The 18614-nt window shown below is 75.7% G+C and carries 18 protein-coding genes; 8 read left to right on the forward strand and 10 right to left on the reverse strand.

Going from position 1 to position 18614, the window contains the following annotated elements; all coding sequences use genetic code 11:
• Window positions 1-11: 11 nt before the first annotated feature.
• The 3 genes from AB0H75_RS11615 to AB0H75_RS11625 all read left to right on the forward strand — a co-directional run bounded on the left by AB0H75_RS11615 (window position 12) and on the right by AB0H75_RS11625 (window position 4542).
• Complete coding sequence (locus AB0H75_RS11615) at window positions 12-1220, forward strand: lyase family protein (protein ID WP_367795982.1); 1209 nt, start codon at window positions 12-14, stop codon at window positions 1218-1220.
• A gap of 4 nt (window positions 1221-1224) precedes the next feature.
• Window positions 1225-2307, forward strand: coding sequence for a 4-carboxymuconolactone decarboxylase (pcaC, locus tag AB0H75_RS11620; protein ID WP_367794373.1), 1083 nt, complete (start codon window positions 1225-1227; stop codon window positions 2305-2307).
• A 141-nt stretch (window positions 2308-2448) separates the two neighbouring features.
• Entirely contained in the window at window positions 2449-4542 is a 2094-nt protein-coding gene (locus AB0H75_RS11625) for a SpoIIE family protein phosphatase (protein WP_367794376.1), read from the forward strand.
• Window positions 4543-4570: 28 nt separating this feature from the next.
• On the opposite strand, the gene AB0H75_RS11630 is transcribed toward AB0H75_RS11625, so the two are convergent.
• Both AB0H75_RS11630 and AB0H75_RS11635 read right to left on the reverse strand, forming a co-directional pair.
• A complete protein-coding gene (locus AB0H75_RS11630; RefSeq protein WP_367794378.1) occupies window positions 4571-5530 on the reverse strand; it encodes a cation diffusion facilitator family transporter in 960 nt (319 codons plus the stop codon).
• Window positions 5530-5943 (reverse strand): ArsR/SmtB family transcription factor, encoded by a 414-nt coding sequence (locus AB0H75_RS11635; RefSeq protein WP_367794381.1) that lies wholly within the window; start codon window positions 5941-5943, stop codon window positions 5530-5532. Before AB0H75_RS11635 ends, AB0H75_RS11630 begins: the two co-directional genes overlap by 1 nt.
• Window positions 5944-6045: 102 nt before the next feature.
• Here AB0H75_RS11635 and AB0H75_RS11640 point away from each other — a divergent pair, with 102 nt between their 5' ends.
• Window positions 6046-7299, forward strand: coding sequence for a cytochrome P450 (locus AB0H75_RS11640; protein WP_367794384.1), 1254 nt, complete (start codon window positions 6046-6048; stop codon window positions 7297-7299).
• Here AB0H75_RS11640 and AB0H75_RS11645 read toward each other — a convergent pair.
• Genes AB0H75_RS11645 through AB0H75_RS11655 form a run of 3 tightly spaced genes read right to left on the reverse strand, consistent with a single transcriptional unit; the run spans window position 7265 to window position 9462 of the window.
• Window positions 7265-7744: a VOC family protein gene (locus AB0H75_RS11645; protein WP_367794387.1), complete on the reverse strand. Its 480-nt coding sequence runs from the start codon at window positions 7742-7744 to the stop codon at window positions 7265-7267. The two genes, AB0H75_RS11640 and AB0H75_RS11645, sit on opposite strands and share 35 nt — an antisense overlap.
• Before the next feature lie 48 nt (window positions 7745-7792).
• On the reverse strand, window positions 7793-8851 hold the full coding sequence (locus AB0H75_RS11650; protein WP_367794390.1) for a MaoC family dehydratase: 1059 nt from the start codon (window positions 8849-8851) through the stop codon (window positions 7793-7795).
• Complete coding sequence (locus AB0H75_RS11655; RefSeq protein ID WP_367794393.1) at window positions 8848-9462, reverse strand: MarR family winged helix-turn-helix transcriptional regulator; 615 nt, start codon at window positions 9460-9462, stop codon at window positions 8848-8850. The genes AB0H75_RS11650 and AB0H75_RS11655 overlap by 4 nt, the downstream gene beginning before the upstream one ends.
• Before the next feature lie 72 nt (window positions 9463-9534).
• Here AB0H75_RS11655 and AB0H75_RS11660 point away from each other — a divergent pair, with 72 nt between their 5' ends.
• The 3 genes from AB0H75_RS11660 to AB0H75_RS11670 all read left to right on the forward strand — a co-directional run bounded on the left by AB0H75_RS11660 (window position 9535) and on the right by AB0H75_RS11670 (window position 12897).
• Window positions 9535-10704 (forward strand): flavin-dependent oxidoreductase, encoded by a 1170-nt coding sequence (locus AB0H75_RS11660; protein WP_367794396.1) that lies wholly within the window; start codon window positions 9535-9537, stop codon window positions 10702-10704.
• Window positions 10701-11150, forward strand: coding sequence for a DUF3237 domain-containing protein (locus tag AB0H75_RS11665; RefSeq protein ID WP_367794399.1), 450 nt, complete (start codon window positions 10701-10703; stop codon window positions 11148-11150). Before AB0H75_RS11660 ends, AB0H75_RS11665 begins: the two co-directional genes overlap by 4 nt.
• A gap of 148 nt (window positions 11151-11298) precedes the next feature.
• A complete protein-coding gene (locus AB0H75_RS11670; RefSeq protein ID WP_367794402.1) occupies window positions 11299-12897 on the forward strand; it encodes a CocE/NonD family hydrolase in 1599 nt (532 codons plus the stop codon).
• Here AB0H75_RS11670 and AB0H75_RS11675 read toward each other — a convergent pair.
• The 4 genes from AB0H75_RS11675 to AB0H75_RS11690 form a co-directional block, all read right to left on the reverse strand.
• The gene (locus AB0H75_RS11675; protein WP_367794406.1) at window positions 12872-13591 is read right to left on the reverse strand and encodes a class I SAM-dependent methyltransferase; all 720 of its coding nucleotides are present in this window, start codon (window positions 13589-13591) and stop codon (window positions 12872-12874) included. The genes AB0H75_RS11670 and AB0H75_RS11675 overlap by 26 nt on opposite strands.
• Window positions 13588-14361: a phosphotransferase gene (locus AB0H75_RS11680; RefSeq protein ID WP_367794409.1), complete on the reverse strand. Its 774-nt coding sequence runs from the start codon at window positions 14359-14361 to the stop codon at window positions 13588-13590. Before AB0H75_RS11680 ends, AB0H75_RS11675 begins: the two co-directional genes overlap by 4 nt.
• Window positions 14362-14571: 210 nt before the next feature.
• Window positions 14572-14766: a CsbD family protein gene (locus AB0H75_RS11685; RefSeq protein ID WP_367794412.1), complete on the reverse strand. Its 195-nt coding sequence runs from the start codon at window positions 14764-14766 to the stop codon at window positions 14572-14574.
• Window positions 14767-14869: 103 nt separating this feature from the next.
• The gene (locus tag AB0H75_RS11690; RefSeq protein WP_367794415.1) at window positions 14870-15331 is read right to left on the reverse strand and encodes a MarR family winged helix-turn-helix transcriptional regulator; all 462 of its coding nucleotides are present in this window, start codon (window positions 15329-15331) and stop codon (window positions 14870-14872) included.
• A 57-nt stretch (window positions 15332-15388) separates the two neighbouring features.
• Between AB0H75_RS11690 and AB0H75_RS11695 the strand changes: the two genes are divergently transcribed.
• Complete coding sequence (locus AB0H75_RS11695) at window positions 15389-16168, forward strand: alpha/beta fold hydrolase (RefSeq protein WP_367794418.1); 780 nt, start codon at window positions 15389-15391, stop codon at window positions 16166-16168.
• Between the two features lie 46 nt (window positions 16169-16214).
• Here AB0H75_RS11695 and AB0H75_RS11700 read toward each other — a convergent pair whose 3' ends face one another.
• On the reverse strand, window positions 16215-18587 hold the full coding sequence (locus AB0H75_RS11700) for a glycoside hydrolase N-terminal domain-containing protein (protein ID WP_367794421.1): 2373 nt from the start codon (window positions 18585-18587) through the stop codon (window positions 16215-16217).
• Window positions 18588-18614 lie beyond the last annotated feature (27 nt).

Genomic DNA, 18614 nt, shown 5'->3' on the forward strand with positions numbered 1-18614 from the left:
TGTTGTCCCCCATGCGGGGCGCGGCCGAGGAGACCGGCGACGCCGCGTTCCTGCGGGCCCTGCTGGACGCCGAGGTCGCGCTGACCCGCGCGCAGGCCGCGCTCGGCCTGGCCCCGGCGGACGCCGCCGAGGCGGTGGCCGCGGCGGCCCGGGTGGCGGCCTTCGACCTGCCGGGGCTCGCCGCGCGGGCCCGCTCGGGAGGCAACCCGGTCATCCCCCTCGTCGAGGACCTGCGCGCGGCGGCCGGGCCGCACGGCGCGTACGTGCACCGGGGCGCGACCAGCCAGGACATCGTGGACACGGCGCTCATGCTGGTGGCGCACCGCACGCTCGGGCCGGTGCTGGCCGACCTCGACCGGGTGGCCGCCGCCCTGGCCGGGCTGGCCGGGGCGCACCGCGACACGGTGATGGCCGCGCGGACGCTCACCCAGCAGGCGGTGCCGACGACGTTCGGGCTGAAGGCGGCGGGCTGGCGCAAGCTGGTCCTCGACGCCCGCGCCCGGCTGCGCGCCGCCAGGGACGCCCTCCCGGTGCAGCTCGGCGGGGCCGCGGGCACCCTGGCCGCCTTCCACCCCGAGGAGCCCCGCCCCGGCACCGGGACCGACACCGGGACCGGCACCGGCACGGACGCCGGGGCCGCCACCGGCGCCGGCACCGGCGCGGACACCGGGGCCGGGGCCGGAGCCGACGCCGGCGCGGACGCCGGGCTGCGGCTGGTGGCGCGGTTCGCCGCCGAGCTGGGGCTGGCCGAGCCGGTGCTGCCGTGGCACGTGCTGCGCACGCCCGTCGCCGACCTGGCCGGGGCGCTGGCGTTCGCGTCCGGGGCGCTCGGCAAGGCGGCGGCCGACGTGCTGGTGCTCTCGCGCACCGAGGTGGGCGAGCTGTCCGAAGGGGTGGGCGGCGGCTCGTCGTCGATGCCGCACAAGCACAACCCCGTCCGCTCCACCATGATCGTCGCCGCCGCCCGGCAGACCCCGGCGCTGGCCGCCGTCCTGTACGGCTCGCTCGCCGCCGAGGACGAGCGCCCCTCCGGCGCCTGGCACGCCGAGTGGCAGCCGCTGCGCGAGTGCCTGCGCCTGGTCGCCGGTGCCGCCCGCGACGCCGCCGAGCTGGTCGCCGGCCTGCGGGTGCACCCCGAGCGCATGCGCGCCAACCTGACCCTGTCCGGCTCGACCGGCTCCGCCCGCGCCCTGGTGGAGCGGGCGCTCAAGGAGGACTGACCCCATGTTGCAGCACCGGCTGGACGGCCCCGAGGGCGGCGAGCCGCTGATCCTCGGGCCGTCGCTCGGGACGTCCCTGCGCCTGTGGGAGCCGCAGCTCGCCGCGCTGGCGCGGACCTTCCGGGTGCTGAGGTTCGACCTGCCCGGCCACGGCGGCGCTCCCCCGGCGGAGGTGGCCACCGTCGAGGACCTGGCCGGCCTGGTGCTGGCGACGGCCGACGCGCTGGGGTTCGACGGCTTCCACTACGCGGGCGTCTCGATCGGCGGCGCGATCGGCGCGACCCTGGCGCTGCGCCACCCCGGCCGGGTGCGGTCGCTGGCGATGGTCTGCTCCTCGGCCCGCTTCGGGGAGCCCGGGGCGTGGCACGAGCGGGCCCGGCTGGTCCGCGCCGAGGGCACCGGCCCGCTGCTGGGTCCCACGGCCGGGCGCTGGTTCGCCGGGCCGCCCCGCCAGGAGCTGCTGGACGACCTGGCCGCCGCCGACCCCGAGGGGTACGCGGCCTGCTGCGACGCCCTGGCCACCTACGACGTACGCGGCGAGCTGCCCGCGATCAAGGCGCCCACCCTGGTCGTGGCCGGGCGGGACGACCCGGCGACGCCGCCCGCGCACGCCCGGCTGCTGGCCGACGGCATCCCGGGCGCGACCCTCGTGGAGCTGGCCGGGGCCGCCCACCTGGCCCCGGCCGACCAGCCCGAGCGCGTGACGGCCGCGCTGCTCGCCCACCTGCCCGCCGTGCCCGGCATGCGGGTACGGCGCGAGGTGCTGGGCGACGCGCACGTGGACCGGGCGGCGGCCCGCACCACCCCGTTCACCCGGGACTTCCAGGACTTCATCACCCGCTACGCCTGGGGCGAGATCTGGACCAGGCCCGGCCTGGACCGGCGTACGCGCAGCTGCGTCACGCTGACCGCGCTCGTGGCCCGCGGCCACCTGGAGGAGCTGGCCATGCACGTGCGCGCGGCGCTGCGCAACGGGCTGACGCCGGACGAGATCGGCGAGGTGCTGCTGCAGAGCGCCGTCTACTGCGGGGTGCCCGCCGCGAACGCCGCCTTCGCCGTCGCCCAGCGCGTCCTGTCGGAGGAGTGACCCACCGGCCCGCGCAGGCCAGACCCGGATATCAACGTAAAGTGAGCGATTGACTACGCTCAAGCGTGTATCCTGCCCCTATGGGGGGTTTGAAACTGCGCTCGCGCTCACCATCCGTGAGCGAGGGGACGGGCTGAGACGGTGCGTGAGGACGCCGCGCCGCGCCTGGACGACCTGCTGATCCAGGCCGTCACCGGCACGGGGGCCCACATCGGTGCCGTCTACCTCCTGGCCGGCGACGGCCGGCTGCTGATGGACGTCCAGCTCGGCATGCCGGCCTCGATCGCCCTGGCGTGGGCCCGGCTCAGGAGCGACGACCCCCTGCCGGTCGCCACGGCCGCGCGCGAGGGGCGCCTGATCTGGGTGTCGGGGCGCGAGGACCTGGCGCGGCAGTTCCCGGCGGTGGCGCTCACGCTGCCGTACCCCTTCGCGATGGCCGCCTGCCCCGTCCGCGCCGGCGCCCGCGTCCGGGGCGTGCTGCTGCTGCTGTGGCCCGCGGGCCGGTCGGACCGGCTGTCGCGGGAGCAGCTCGACGCCATCCACGCGAGCTGCTCGGCCCTCGGCGACCTGCTCAGGCGGGCCGACCAGCGGGGCGAGCCGGTCACGCCGGGGCCCCGGCCGCGCCCGCTCGACCCGGGCCCGGCCCTCGCCACCGCCCCGGACGCCGAGCTCGTGGCGCTGGGCTGCCTGAACCGGCTGCCCGAGGGCTACTGCTCGCTCGACGTCGGGGGCCGCGTCACGCTGGTCACCGCGCCGGCCGCCGACCTGTTGCGCGCCGGCCCGTCCGAGCTTCGCGGCACCCGCCTGGGCGAGGCGCTGCCGTGGCTGGACGGCCCCGTCTACGAGGACCGCTACCGGGCCGCGGTGCTCAGCCGGCGGGCCACCTCGTTCACCATCCGCGGCCCGTCGGGGCGGCCGCTGACCTTCCACCTCTTCCCCGGCCTGACCGGCGTCACCGTGCGGGTCACCGCCGGCGGGCCGGAGCGGGCCGGGCCGGAGCCGGGCACCGGCGGCGAGCGTCCCGACGGGGGCATCGCCCTGCACGAGATGTTGCACCTGGCGACCACGCTCGCCCGGGCCGTCACCGCGCAGCAGGTCATCGACCTCGTCGCCGACCACGTCATGCCCGTCCACGACGTGCAGGCGATGGCCATCCTCACCACGAAGGGCGGGCGGCTGCGGGTGGCCGCCTCGCGCGGCTACAGCCGGCGGGCGGTGGGCGAGTTCGACGGGCGGCCGGTGGGCCCGCCGCCGACGGAGCGGGCGTACGACGCGACCCGGCCGGCCTTCTACGCGGACCTGGACGAGCTGCGCGCGGCGTACCCGGACGCCGTCGCCTCCGACGACATGAAGGCGTGGGCGTTCCTGCCGCTGGTGACCTCGGGGCGGCCCATCGGCACCTGCGTCCTGGCCTACGACCACCCCCACCGCTTCGGCGTGGACGAGCGCGCCACGCTCACCGCGCTGGCCGGCCTGATCACGCAGGCGTTCGAGCGGGCCCGGCTCTACGACGTCAAGCACCAGCTCGCCCAGTGCCTGCAGGCGAGCCTGCTGCCGCGCACGCTGCCCGACATCCCCGGCCTGGACCTGGCCGCCCGGTACGTGCCGGCCACCCCCGGCATGGACATCGGCGGCGACTTCTTCGACCTGATCCGGCTGAGCGGCACCCAGGCCGCCGCCGTCATCGGCGACGTGCAGGGCCACGACGTGACCGCCGCCGCCCTGATGGGCCAGGTCCGCACCGCCATCCGCGCCCACGCCGGCGCCGGGGCCTCCCCCGGCGAGGTGCTCGCGCACACCAACCGGCTGCTCGTCGAGCTGGCCCCCGACCGGTTCACGAGCTGCCTGTACGTCAGCCTCGACCTGGCGCGGCACACCGCCTGCCTGGCCAGCGCCGGCCACCTGCCGCCGCTGCTGGGCCGGCCGGGCGCGCCCACGCGGGTCGTCGAGACGGCCGCCGGGCTGCTGCTGGGCGTCGACCCGCGGGCCGAGTACGCCACCCTGGACGTGGACCTGCCGCCCGGCGGCGTGCTGACCCTCTACACCGACGGCCTCGTCGAGCAGCCCGGCCTGGACCTCGGCGAGGCCATCCAGGGCCTGGCCGAGCGCTTCAACCCCACCCGCGACGGCCCGCTGCGGGACCTGGCGGAGTCGCTGATCGAGCCGGCCGCGCTGGAGCGGCGCGCCGACGACATCGCGGTGCTGCTGCTGCGCTGCGCGGGCGGCGACTCCTGAGCGCCGCCCCGGCCGCCCGCCCGCCGGGTCACCAGCCCAGCTCGTCGCACCCCTGGTGGTCGGCGGGCTCGATCTGGAGCGTGGCGTGCGCGATGTCGTGGCGGTGGCGCAGCACGTCCCTGGCCCGGTCGAGGACGGCGTGGGCGTCGCTGCCGTCGGCGGCGACCAGGTGGGCGGTGGCCACGTTCATGCCGGAGGTGAGCGTCCACAGGTGCAGGTCGTGCACGTCGCGCACGCCCTCGACGGCGGCCAGGTCGGCGGCGACGGCGGACGGGTCCACCCCGGCGGGCACGTGCTGGCCCAGCACCGCGAAGACCTGCCGCCCGAGCGAGACCGCGCGCACCGCCACGAAGACGCCGATGGCCAGCGCGACCGCCGTGTCCCAGAACGGCTGCCCGGTCGCCGCCACCAGCCAGCCCGCCACGATCACACCGGCCGATCCCGCCGTGTCGGCGACGACCTCCATGTAGGCGCCCTTGACGTTGAGGCTCTCGGCCGCGCCGGCACGCAGCAGCAGCAGGGCGGCGACGTTGACGGCCAGGCCGAGCGCGCCCACGACCAGCATCGGCCCCGACGACACCCCGGCCGGGCCGCCGATCCGGCCGACGGCCTCGACGGCCACGTAGACCGCCACGCCCAGCATGAGCACCACGGCCAGCAGCGAGGCGAACACCTCGGCCCGGTAGGAGCCGTAGCTGCGTCGGCCGGTCGGGTCGGGCCGGGCCGCGATCCGGGTGGCGACCAGCGCCGCGCCGAGAGCGACCACGTCGGCGGCCATGTGCCCGGCGTCCGACAGCAGCGCCAGCGACCCGGACGCCAGCCCGAAGGCCAGCTCCACCACGAAGAAGCCGCCGATGAGGACGAAGGCCGTGGCGAGCCGCCCGCGGTGCCGCCCTCCGGCGTGCCCGTGGCCGCCGGTGTGCCCGCCGGCGTGGCCGTGACCGTGGCCGTGACCGTGGCCGTGGCCGTGGCCGTGGCCGGCGCCCACTACCCCTCCCCGCCGCGTTCGGGATGCATGAGGTCGGTGTGCTCGGCGTGGGCGAGCGCCAGGTCGAGCAACATCCGCACGTGCGGGTCGGCCAGCCGGTAGTACGCCATGCGCCCGGCCCGGCGGGCGGTCACCACCCGGTGCGCGCGCAGCAGCCGCAGCGCGTGCGAGGCGGCGGACTCGCTCTGCCCGGTCACCGCCGCCAGGTCGCACACGCACAGCTCGCCGTCCAGCAGCGCGACCAGCAGGCGCAGCCGGTTGGGGTCGGACAGCAGGCCGAAGACCTCGGCCGTGTCGGCCAGGTCGGCGGGGGCGGGCATGCGCTCGCGCACCGCCGCCACCCGCTCGGCGTCCACCACCTTGACCGCGCAGCCGTCCACTGCCACCGGCACAACACTTGAAGATCTATTCATATGTGCAGGATAGCAGCCGGCCGCCGCCGTCGGCATGCCCGCGCCGCGCCGCGGGAATGCCCATCACACCCGTACAATCCGCATGTCGCCGGAGGCTGACTCGTGGCCACGACCCTGACGTCCGCGGAGGAGGCGGGGCGCCTGCTCGCCACGCCCGCCACGTACACCGACGAGCCGCGCCTGCACGAGGCACTGACCCTGTTGCGCCGCGAGTCCCCCGTGCAGCGGGTGGAGGCGCCCGGCTACCGGCCCTTCTGGGCCGTCACCCGGCACGCCGACGTGCTGGAGATCGAGCGGGACAACGCGTTGTGGCTCTCCGCCCCGCGGCCCGTGCTGCGCCGGGCCGAGATCGACGCCGCGCTCGACGCGCAGCGGGCCAGGGGCGGCGGGCTGAGGACCCTCGTCCACACCGACGACCCCGAGCACCGCGCGCTGCGCGCCGTCGGCGCCGACTGGTTCGGCCCGAAGGCGATGCGCGCCCTGGAGCCGCGGGTACGGGAGCTGGCCAGGCGGTACGTGGACCTGATGGCCGGGCACGGCCGGTGCGACTTCGCGGTGGAGGTCGCGGCGCACTACCCGCTGTACGTCATCCTCTCGCTGCTCGGCCTGCCCGAGTCGGACTTCCCGATGATGCTGCGGCTGACCCAGGACCTGTTCGGCCACGACGACGAGAGCCGCCGGCGCGGCGACGAGGCGGAGGCCCACACCTCGGCGCTGAGCGACCTGCTCGCCTACTTCCACGAGCTGACGGCCTCCCGCCGCGCCCGCCCCACCGGCGACCTGGCCTCGGCCATCGCCAACGCCCGCGTGGACGGCCGGCCGCTGAGCGACACCGACGCGGCCTCGTACTACGTCATCATCGCCACGGCCGGGCACGACACCACCAGCTCCACCATCACGGGCGGGCTGGAGGCGCTCCTGCGGCATCCCGGCGAGTTGCGGCGGCTGCGGGAGGATCCCGGGCTGCTGCCCTCGGCGGCCGAGGAGATGATCCGGTGGGTGAGCCCGGTCAAGGCGTTCATGCGTACGGCCGCCGCCGCCACGTCCGTGCGCGGGACGGCGATCGGGGCGGGCGAGTCGGTGCTGCTGTCGTACCCGTCGGCCAACCGGGACGAGCAGGTGTTCGCCGAGCCGTTCCGCTTCGACGCCGGGCGCGCGCCCAACCGGCACCTGGCCTTCGGCGCGGGCGTCCACTACTGCCTGGGGGCGGCGCTGGCGCGCATGGAGATCCAGGCGCTCTTCGCCGAGCTGCTGCCCCGGCTGGACGACGTCGAGCCGGACGGCGAGCCGGTGTGGCTGGCCACGACGTTCGTGGGCGGGCTCAGGCACCTGCCGATCCGCTACCGGTTGCGCTGACGGGCGCGATGCCGCGCTGGTCGCGGCGCAGGGGGTGGCCGGGCGGGACCTCCACCAGGACGAGGCGGTGACCGTCCGGGTCGGCGATCCACAGCTCGATCAGCCCCCACGGCTCCTGGCGGGCCTCGCGCAGCACGGTGACCCCGGCCCGCCGCAGGTGCTCCTCCTCGGCCGCGACGTCGCGTACCTGCAACCAGAGCGACACCGCCGCCGCGCCGCCGTCATGCCCGCCGCCGTGCCTGCCGTCGTGCCTGCCGTCGTGCCCGCCGTCGTCGTGGTGTCCCGACAGCTCCAGGAAGCCCTGGCCGAGGAAGAACACCGTGCCGGGATGCTCCGGCGGGCCGAACTCGCGGTGGACGGCCAGGCCGAGGGTCTCGGCGTAGAAGCGGCGGCTGCGCGCGGGATCCCGCGGGCGCAGCAGCACGCGGCTGCTCAGCACCTCCATGCGGGGCCTTTTCCCCGCCGCCGGGACCCTCACGCGCGCCGGCCCGCATCAGGCCAGGACGGCGACGAAACGCCAGTCCAGCACGTCCCGGGACTCGCCGGACCCGGACCCGGACCCGGGGCCGGGGCCGCCGGGCGCCGTGGCCGCGACCAGCGAGCGCAGGTGCACCAGGCCGCCGCCCCCGGGCAGCGGCTCGCGGCGCTCGACGGTCACCTCGCTGGACAGCGTGTCGCCCTCGTGCACCGGGCCGAGGTGGTCGCAGCCGTGCCAGGCGACCACCGTGACCAGGGCGGGCAGCGCGCGGACGGCCTGCGAGAGGGCGAGGCCGATGGTGTGCCCGCCGTACACCAGCCGCCGGCCGCCCTCCCTGGCGTCGTGGTGCGCCCGCGCGATGTTGAGCGTGAGCCGGGCCAGCTCGGGGGCGGCCGACACCACGTCGCCGCCGCCGACCCGCCACCGCTCCCCCTCCGCCACGCCGTCGAGATGCGGGCCGGGGACGAGGGCGGCGTAGCGGCCGAGCCGCCACCCGGCCACCGCCGCGCCGAGCCCGCCGCCCGGGGCGGCACCGGCGTCCGGGGCGGTACCGGCGTCCGGGGTGAGGGCGCCGATCGTGTCCAGGTCGGCGTCGTGGCCGGTGCGGGCCCGGGGGTCGCGCAGCGGCAGCATCGCGCACCGCCAGAAGTCCAGCACGGGGCGGCCGTCCTGGTCCTCGGTGGTGACGCGCAGCGCCGCCAGGCCGGTCGGGTGGCGGCCGGGGCGGGGCCGGTTCTGGCGCAGCGCCACGACCCGCGTACGGGTGCGCAGCGTGTCGCCGATCACCGGGAAGCGGCGCAGGACCAGCCCCCGGTAGAACAGGTTGGCCTTGACGTGCTGGGTGACCAGCGTGGACTGGCCGATCGCGACGTCCCACACGAGCGCCGGATGGGCCTGCGGCGGCCCGCCGGTGACCTCCCCGCACAGGTGGGCGTCGAGCGGCAGCCGCAGCCGGTCGCCGCAGATCGCCTGGTGGGCGGCGGCGTGCCCGGCCGTGAGCGTGAGCCCGGGCGCGCCGTCGAAGACCTGCCCCGGCTCCAGCTCCTCGAAGAAGGGCCCCTCGGCCACCCTCATCGCGCCGCCTCCTCCGCGCCCAGGGGCGGCCGGGCCCGCAGGATGCGGACGAGCAGCCCGGTGAGCTGCTCCCGCTCGGCCGCGCCGAGCACCGCGAACCACTCGCGCTCGCGTCCGGTCTGCTCGGCGAACGCCTCCCGCACCGCCGCCTCGCCGGCCGGGGTCAGCGCGACCACGACCGCGCGGGCGTCGCCGGGCACCGGGCGGCGCTCGGCCAGGCCGGCGCGGACGAGGGTGTTGACCGCGTTGGTGACCGCCGAGCGGGACATGGCGGAGATCTCCGCCAGCCGGACCGGCTGCGTGGGGCCCAGCAGCCAGAGCTTGAACATCAGCCGGAAGCCGGGCAGCGTCCAGCCGCGCGGCCGGTGGATGCGGGTCTCCAGGTCGGTGACGAGCAGGTAGGCGAGCTGGAGCAGGTGATAGGCCAGCGCGAACGCCTCGGCGTCGGCCGGGGGCGGCATGGCGGCCAGGCGCTCGCGCGCGTACGCGGCGTAGCGCAGGTCGGCGGGCCCGGCACCCGGCGCGTCGGCGGGCCCGGCGCCAGGAACCCCGGCGGCCGGCACCCCTGCGGGTCCCGCGGCCGGCGCGTCGGCGGTCTGTGCGTCACTCACCGGCCAAGTCTTGCGCAGGTGCCGGGTGCCCGGAACTATTGTTTCGGCCATAACAATCCTGGAGGAGGGTTCGTGCGCATCGTCATCGCCGGAGCCGGCATCGGCGGCCTCGCCACCGCGCTCAGCCTGCACGCGGCCGGGTTCGGGGACGTGACCGTGCACGAGGCGGCCCCCGAGCTCCGGCCGCTGGGCGTCGGCATCAACCTGCTCCCCCACGCCGTACGCGAGCTGACCGAGCTGGGCCTGGCCGACCGGCTGGCGCGGATCGGGGTCGCCACCGCCGAGCTGGCCTACTTCAACCGCCACGGCACGCCGATCTGGTCCGAGCCCCGGGGCCTGGCCGCGGGCTACGCCTGGCCGCAGTACTCGGTGCACCGCGGCCGGCTGCAACGGCTGCTGCTGGAGGCGGTCACCGAGCGGCTGGGCCCGGACGCCGTCCGCACCGGCAGCCGCGTCACCGGCCCCGGCGAGGAGGACCTGCTCATCGGCGCCGACGGCATCAACTCCGCCGTCCGCGCCGGCCTCTACCCCGGCGAGGGGCCGCCGCCCTGGAACGGCCTGGTGCTGTGGCGCGGCATGACGTACGGCGAGCCGTTCCTGACCGGCCGGTCCATGATCATGGCCGGGGACGGCACCGCCAAGTTCGTCGCGTACCCGATCGAGACCGGCGGCCGCACGCTGATCAACTGGATCGCCGAGCGCCCCCTGGACGGCGAGCCGCCCGAGCGCGGCAACTGGAACCGGCCCGCCGACCTCGCCGAGATCGGCCGGCACTTCGCGGACTGGCGCTTCGACTGGCTCGACGTGCCGGGGCTCATCACCGGCGCGGAGGCGGCCTACGAGTACCCGATGGTGGACCGCGACCCGCTGCCCCGCTGGACCTTCGACGGGGTCACGCTGCTCGGCGACGCGGCCCACGCCATGTACCCGATCGGCTCCAACGGCGCCTCCCAGGCGATCATCGACGCCCGGGTGCTGGCGTACGCGCTGGCCCGGGGCGACCTGGCCGCGTACGAGGCCGAGCGCCGCCCGGCCACCACCGCGCTCCAGCTCGCCAACCGGCAGATGGGTCCCGAGATCGTCATGAAGCTCGCCCACGAGCGCGCGCCCGGCGGGTTCGACCACGTGGAGCAGGTCATCCCGCGCGCCGAGCTGGCCGAGATCGCCGCCTCCTACAAGCGCACGGCCGGGTTCGACCCGGTCGCGCTGAGCGAGCGCCCCTCCTGGAGCGTGGCCCGGTGAACCTCGAACCGCTCGCCACCTTCCACGTCCTGCTCGACCCCGTCCTCGACCTCGGCGACTCGCAGTGGGGGCAGCGGCGCGTCGTCAACATCACGGGCGGCACGTTCGACGGCCCCCGGCTGTCCGGGGTGGTGCTGCCCGGCGGCGCCGACTGGCAGATCGTCCACGCCGATGGCACGATCAGCATCGACACCCGCTACACGCTGCGCACCCACGACGGCGCCCATCTGTACATCACCACCAGCGGCGTCCGCCACGGCCCGCCCGGGGTGCTCGACCGGCTGGCCCGCGGCGAGGAGGTGGACCCGGCCGACTACTACTTCCGGCTGTTCTGCCGTTTCGAGACCGGCGACGAGCGGTACCGCTGGCTCAACCGCACGCTGGCCGTCGCCTCGGCGGCCCGCGCGGCCTCCGCCGTCCGCTACGACGCCTACCTGCTCACCTGAAAGCCTCCCCGAACGCCGCCCCACCTGAACCGCCCCACCTGAACACCGCCCCACCTGAACGCCGCCCCACCTGAACCGCCCCACCTGAACACCGCCCCACCTGAACGCCGCCTCACCTGAACGCCCCCTTCCGACAGGAGAGCCGCCCATGCCGAAGCTCGACCGCACGTCCCTGGTCGTCTCCACCGAGCACGACGCGCCCATGCCGATGCGCGACGGGACCGTCCTGCGCGGCTCGGTCCACCGGCCGGTCGAGGGCGGGCCGTTCCCCACGCTGCTGGTGCGCACGCCCTACGGGGAGCCGACGTTCCGGTCGGTGCCGGTCGTCCCTGCGTTGCAGGCGGGCTTCGCCGTGGTGTTGCAGCACTGCCGGGGGCGCGGCAGCAGCGACGGCGAGTTCCGGCCGTGGCGGGACGAGGGCGCGGACGGCTCCGACACGATCGACTGGATCACCCGGCAGCCGTGGTCGAACGGTGACGTGGTGATGAGCGGCATGTCGTACCTGGCCGGCTGCGCCCTCCAGGCCGCCGCCACCCGGCCGCCCGGCCTCAGGGCCGTCGTCGCCCAGATGACGCCGCACGACTTCCACGACGGGCTCAAGTACCACGGCGGCGCGTTCGCGCTGGGCTCGGCCCTGGGCTGGGGCGCGATGCAGGCGATGCTGGGGCTGCTGCACGCCGCCGAGGCGGGCGAGGACGCCGGTCCCGGCCTCGGCACGCTGCTGCCCGTGCTCGGCGACCAGCAGGCGGCGGCGCGGACGCTGCCGGTGCGCGACATCCCGGGCATCCCCTGGTGGCACGAGTGGACCGGGCATCCGGAGCGGGACGCGTACTGGGAGGAGCTGGCCGGGACGCTGCGGCACGACCGCATCGAGGTGCCGGTCATGCACGTCGCGGGCTGGTTCGACCTGTTCCTGGCCGGGACGCTGGAGAACCACCGCCGCCTGGGCGGCCCGCTGGTCGTCGGGCCGTGGACGCACCTGGCGCCCGGCGCGTCGGGGGCCGGGCGGCTGGACTTCGGCTTCTTCGCGCAGGCCGCGGCGATCCAGCTCGAACAGCGGCAGCTCGCCTTCCTCAAGGGCGAGGACACCGGGCCCGCCGTGCACCTGTTCGTGATGGGCGACGACGTGTGGCGGGAGGAGGAGTCCTGGCCCCTGGCGCGGGCCGTCGAGACCCGCTACCACCTGCACGCCGACGGCCTGCTGTCGCCCGCCGCTCCCCCGTCCGGCGAGCCGCGCGTGTTCACCTTCGACCCGCGCGACCCGGTGCCGACGACCGGCGGCCCGCTGCTGCTGCCCGACCCGACCAACGTCGGCCCGCAGGACCAGCGGGACGTGGAGCTGCGGCCCGACGTGCTCTGCTACACCACAGAGCCGCTGGCGGCCGACGTCGAGGTGACCGGCCCGGTGTCGGTGACGCTGCGCGCCGCCACCTCGGCGGCGAGCACCGACTGGACGGCGAAGCTGGTGGACGTCCACCCCGACGGGCGGGCGATGAGCGTCATCGACGGCATCACGCGCACCACCACCGCGTCGGGCACCTACCACGTGGACCTGGTGGCCACGAGCCAGGTCTTCAAGGCCGGGCACCGCATCCGGGTGGAGATCTCCAGCTCCAACTTCCCGCGCTTCGACCGCAACCCGGGCACCGGCCGGCCCGCCGCCGAGGCCACCGAGGCCGACCTGGTGGTGCAGCACCAGCGGGTCTACCCGGACTCCTCCATCACCCTGCCGATCGTGCCCCGCTGACGCCCCCGGGCGAGCGGCGGGCACGCAGGGCGAGCACCATCGGGACCGGGCGCTCGCCCGGCTCCTCGGCGTGCTCGACGGCCAGCCCCGCCCCGGCGAAGGCGTTGATCAGCTCGGCCAGCGGGACGTGGCTCATGCCGAGCCGGTCGCGCACGCCGCCCTCGCGCCACCACGGCGCGCGCCGGTGCCAGCCCTGGACGCGGTAGGTGGGATGGATGACGACCGCGCCCTCCCCGCCGGCGCCTCGGGCCTCCAGGTGCGGGCCGGTCTCGATGTGCGGGCCGTTGAAGCACGGGTGCACGCCGTAGAACAGCAGCAGCCCGCCCGGCCGCAACACCCGCGCGGCCTCCCGGAGCACGCCGGGGAAGCCCGGGATGTCGGTGGAGACCCAGATCGCGGTGACGGTGCCGAACGTCGCGTCGGCGAACGGCAGCGCCGCCGCGTCGCCCTGCAGCAGCGGCGCGCCGTCGCGCCGCCGGGCCCGGCCGAGCTGGTCGGCGGAGCGGTCGAGGCCGACCGGGGTGCGGCCGGTGGAGCGGATGGCGTCGAGGTAGAGCCCGGTGCCGCAGCCCAGGTCGAGGCAGGGGCCGTCGCCGGGGCCGAGCAGCCGGGCGACGTCGGCGATGCCGTCGCCGGCGGTGGACCCGATGTACTCGTCGTACCACTCGGCCAGGCCGTCGTATCGCGCGCTCATGGTTCCTTGATAACGCGGGAGGGCAGCGGGAAGCCGTCGAGTTCGCCGACGGCTTCATCGAGGTCGTCGGCCACGCCCTGGCGCAGCAGGCGGGCGTGCAGCGGGTCGCCAGCCGGGCCCAGCCGGCGGATGCGCGCGGCCCGCTCGGTCATGCGGCGGCGGATGTCGGCGATGAGCGTCACCGGGTCGCCCGTCCAGCCGTAGGCGTCGAGGAACGTCAGCAGCCGGGCCGGGCGCGCGGCGAAGTCGGTGAAGCCCTCGGCGGCGGCGACGCGCCGGGCGTGCAGCGGGACCCAGGACAGCGCCACCCAGGCCACGTCGGAGTCCACGGTGGCGGGCCCGGCGAAGTCCCAGTCGAAGAAGCCGGCCAGGCGGCCCTCGTGCCAGGCCGCGTTGAACGGGCTGGCGTCGTTGTGCGCGATGACCAGGCCGGGCGCCCACCGGCCGCCGGTGCGCCAGCGGGCGGACGGGGACGGCACGAAGTCGGCCACTGCCTCGTGGTAGGCGCGCAGCCAGCGGGCCACCTGGCGCAGGGTGTCCTCGGTCCGGGTCCACTGCGGCCAGACGCTGCGCCCGCCGAGCGTGTCGCCGTCCAGGTAGGTGAGGATCTCCCGGCCGTCGGCGTCCACGCCGAGGACGCGCGGCGCGCCCTCGAACCCCTTGGACTCCAGGTGCCGCAGCAGTTCGTGGACGGAGGCCGTCCAAGCCCGCACCGGCCGCCGGACCGTACGGCCGATGCGGATCGCGCCCGAGTCGTTGCCGCCTTCCATCGCCCCACCGCCAGCACGCGTGAACGGACCCGCTACCGGCACTATCGCCTATCGGGGCCGTGTCGCCTATGCCTCTTCCGCGGGGACCTGGCGGGGCACGCCGGCGGCCGCCGTCCGGCCCGGTGAGCCGGCGGCGGCCGCCGGTGAGCGTGTCCGCGCGCGCGCCGCTGGTGCGGCGGGCGTCACGTCTTGGACGTCACTTCTTGAACGTCACTTCTTGAAGGCGTCCTTGACCTTGCGGCCCGCGTCCTTGACCTTCTCGCCGGCCTGCCGGAGGTTGCCCTCGGTCTGGTCGGCGCGGCCCTCGGCCTGGAGCCGCTCGTCGTCGGTGGCGTCCCCCAGGTTCTCCTTGGCGCGGCCCTTGAGCTCCTGAGCCTTGTTAGCGATCTTGTCGTCGGCGCTCATATCCCGTGCCTCCTCGATGTCCTTCAGAAGCACTCCTCTTTCCCGGAGACCGGAAGGGAAACCTGGACGGCCCGTTCCCGGCCGCCACCCCTCCCTCGCCCCGTCAATCGACGTCCACGTCGTCGAGGAGCCGCAGCAGGCGCGACAACACGCGCAGGCAGGCGTCGATCTCGGCGTCGGTCAGGTCGCCGCCGATGCGGCGCAGCACCGCCCGCTCGCGCGCCAGCACGGCGTCGATGGCCGCCCGCCCCTCCTCGGTGAGCCGGACGAGGGAGGACTTCTTGTGCGCCGGGTTGGGGCCGAGCGCCACCAGGCCGCGGGCGGCCGCGTCGTTGGTCATGCGCTGCACGAACTGCCGGCTCAGCGCCTGCTCGCGGCCCATCTGCGGCACGGTCATGGGGCCGTGCGCGCGCAGCAGGTGGAGCACGGCGCGCACCCCCACCGACAGGCCCTCGATGGGCGCGTCCAGCTCGACCTTGCGCTGGGCCCGCCGGTACAGGGGGCCCACCAGGTCGAACACCTCTGTCAGCCGGTCGGTCGGCCGGCCGCGGTCCGTCTCGCTCACCCCTCCATCATGACACCTGGGTTGTCATCTCGCCGCAAAAATGACACCTTAGTTGTCATGAACGACCTCTTCTGGCTCGACACCGGCGGCTCCGGCCGGCCCCTCGTCCTGTTGCACGGCGGTTTCCTGGACCACGGCATGTGGGCCGACCAGCTCCCCTTCTTCGCCGGGCGGCACCGGGTGATCGTCCCCGACGCGCGCGGCCACGGCCACTCCGCCAACGCCACCGGCCCGTACCGGCTCGCCGACGAACTCGCCGCCCTGCTGCGCCACCTGGACACCGGGCCGGCGGTCCTGGCCGGCGTGTCCATGGGCGCGGGCATCGCGGTGGACACCGCGCTGGAGCATCCGGAGCTGGTGAGGGCCGTGGTGGTCAGCGGCGCGGGCACCTCCGAGCCGTCCTTCACCGACCCCTGGACCACCCGCGCCCTGGCCGCCTGGAACGCGTCCATGGCCGCCGGCGACCTGGAGGGCTCGATCGAGGGCTTCATGCTCTTCGCCGCGGGCCCGCACCGCGCCGTGGCCGACCTCGACCCGCGGGTCGAGGGCCGCCTGCGCCGCATGGCCAGGGCCACGATGTCCAAGCACGCCGTGGGCGAGCCGGCCCACCTCGTGCCGGTCCACGACACCTGGAAGCGCCTGCCCGAGATCGAGGTCCCGGTGCTGGCCGTCAACGGCGACCTCGACTCCCCCGACCACCTCGGGATGGCCGAGCGCCTCGTCGCGGCCGTCCCCGACGGGCGGGCCGTCCGCGTCGGCGGGGCCGCCCACTACCCCAACATGGAGCACCCCGGCGAGTTCAACGAGATCGTCGGGGAGTTCCTGAGCGGCGTGTGAGCGGGACGCCCGGCGGAAGGCCGGGTGGCGGCGCCGCCGCCGGGCGTCAGGGGTCCAGGGTGAGCGCGGCGGGCGCCGTGATCGCCACCGCCGCCTCGTTCTCGATCGTGTACGCCTTGCCCGCGCGGGCGTCCCAGCTCAGCGTGTCACCGTCGCGGCGCGGGACGACCTCGTGGCCCTCCTCGTCGTGGACGCGGTAGCGGCCGGCGGCGAACGGCGTGGCGACCCTGACCGGCCCGGTCCTGCCGGGGCGGACCGTGACCGTGTCGGGGGCGCCGTTCCGCCAGGTGGCGTCCACGGTGAGGTCGCCGCGGGCGCGCAGGCCGCGTACCGACCCGTCCCGCCACGCCGGCGGCAGGGCGGGCAGCACGCGCACCACGTCGTGCTGGCTCTGCACCAGCATCTCGGCGATGCCGGCGGTGGCGCCGAAGTTGCCGTCGATCTGGAACGGCGGGTGGGTGTCCCACAGGTTGTCCAGCGTGGCGGACCTGAGCTGCTCGGCGAGCATCCGGTGGGCGCGGTCGCCGTCCAGCAGCCGCGCCCAGAAGTTGATCTTCCAGGCTCTGGACCAGCCGGTGCCGCCGTCGCCGCGCGCGGCCAGCGAGACCTTCGCGGCCTCGGCCTCGGGCGTGCCCGGCCGGATCCGGTCGCCGGGGTGGAGGGCGTACAGGTGGGAGACGTGCCGGTGGGTGTCGGTCCTGGAGTCCCAGTCGCCCTTCCACTCCTGGAGCTGGCCCCAGGAGCCGACGCGCAGGCCCGGGTCGAGCCCGGTCAGCGCGGCTTCCAGCTCCTCCTGGAGAGCCTCGTCCACCTCCAGCGTCCGCGCCGCGGCCAGGGCGTTCGCCAGCACCTCGCCGACAATCTGCTGCGACATCGACGCGCCCGCCGAGAAGTCGCCGTGCTCGGGCGAGTAGCTGGGGCTGGCGACCAGCGTGCCGTCGCGCGGGTCGGTGTGCAGGAAGTCCAGCCAGAACTCGGCCGCGCCCCTGATCACCGGGTACGCGGTGTCGCGCAGGTACGCCTCGTCGCCGGTGAAGCGGTAGGTGTCGTACAGGTGCCGGGCGACCCAGGCGGCGGCCTCGGGGAACCAGAAGGCGGTCGCCCAGTCGTGCACGCCGGTGAAGCCGAACGGGTTGGTCTCGTTGTTGACCACCCAGCCGCGGGCGCCGTACATCTCCCGGGCCGTCCTGCTGCCGGGCGCCACCATCGACGTGACGTAGCGGTCGTACGGCCTGGTGGTCTCGTGCAGGTTGGTCTGCTCGGCGAGCCAGTAGTTCATCTGCAGGTTGATGTTGACGTGGTAGTCGGCCGACCAGGGCGGGCTGGTGGAGTCGTTCCAGACGCCCTGGAGGTTGGCGGGCAGCAGGTCGTTCTCGCGGGAGGAGGAGATGAGCAGGTAGCGGCCGTAGGCGAAGAACAGCGCCTCCAGCGCGCGGTCGCCGGGCGCGGCGCCGCCGGTGTAGTCCCGGCGGAGCCGGTCGGTGGGGATCCCCGGCGCCCGGCCGCCGAGGTCCAGCTCCACCCGGTCGAACAGCTTCCGGTAGTCGGCGACGTGCGCCCGCCTGAGCTGGTCGTAGCTGCTGGCCGCGGCGGCGTCCACGGCGGCGGTGACCCTGGCGTGCGGGTCCTCGCCGCGGTAGGAGGGGTAGGTGTCGGCGTAGTCGGTGCCGGCCGACAGGACGAGCACGGCGCTGTCGGCGCCGGTGACGGTGATCCGGTCGCCCGCGTCGGTACGGGTGCCACCCTGGACGACCACCTGTACCTGGGCCTCGAACACCATCGCGTTGTCGCCGAGCCGCCCGCGGACGGTGAGCCGGCCGCCGGCGGCCGTGACGGTCTTGTCGTCGCGCGGCGAGGCGTGGCGCAGCGTGAACGACACCTCGCCGCCCCGGTCGGCCGAGATCCGGCCGACGATGACGTTGCCGGGGTTGCTGGCGAAGTACTCGCGCTCGTGACGCACACCGGCGACGGTGTAGCCGACCCGGGCGACGGCCTCGCGCAGGCTCAGCTCGCGGCGGTACCCGGCGGCCCCCGCGTGGCCGAGGTCGAGGAACAGCTCGCCGAAGGTCTGGTACGCGCCGAACCCGGTCCTGGGCTGCCCCAGCTTGGCGGCCACCGCCTCCGGGGCCACCCTTCCCTCGCGGTCGATCCGCCGCCGGACCCCGGCGACGGCACCGGGCCTCGGGACCTTCCAGCCGCCGTGGTCGTAGCCGGGAACGCCGGGACCGCCGGTCCACAACGTCTTCTCGTTGAACTGGAGCCGCTCCGTCGCCACGCCGCCGAACACCACGGCACCCAGAGGGCCGTTGCCGATGGGCAGGGCCTGGGTCTCCCAGTCGGTGGCCGGCCGGTCGTACCAGAGGGTGAGGCCATCGGCGGGAACGGGCACGCCGAGGCGTGCTGGCGGGGGGTGGGGCACGATTCCTCCGATCAAAGGGACCCTGAA

This window comes from Nonomuraea sp. NPDC050783, assembly GCF_040802095.1.
GTDB lineage: Bacteria > Actinomycetota > Actinomycetes > Streptosporangiales > Streptosporangiaceae > Nonomuraea.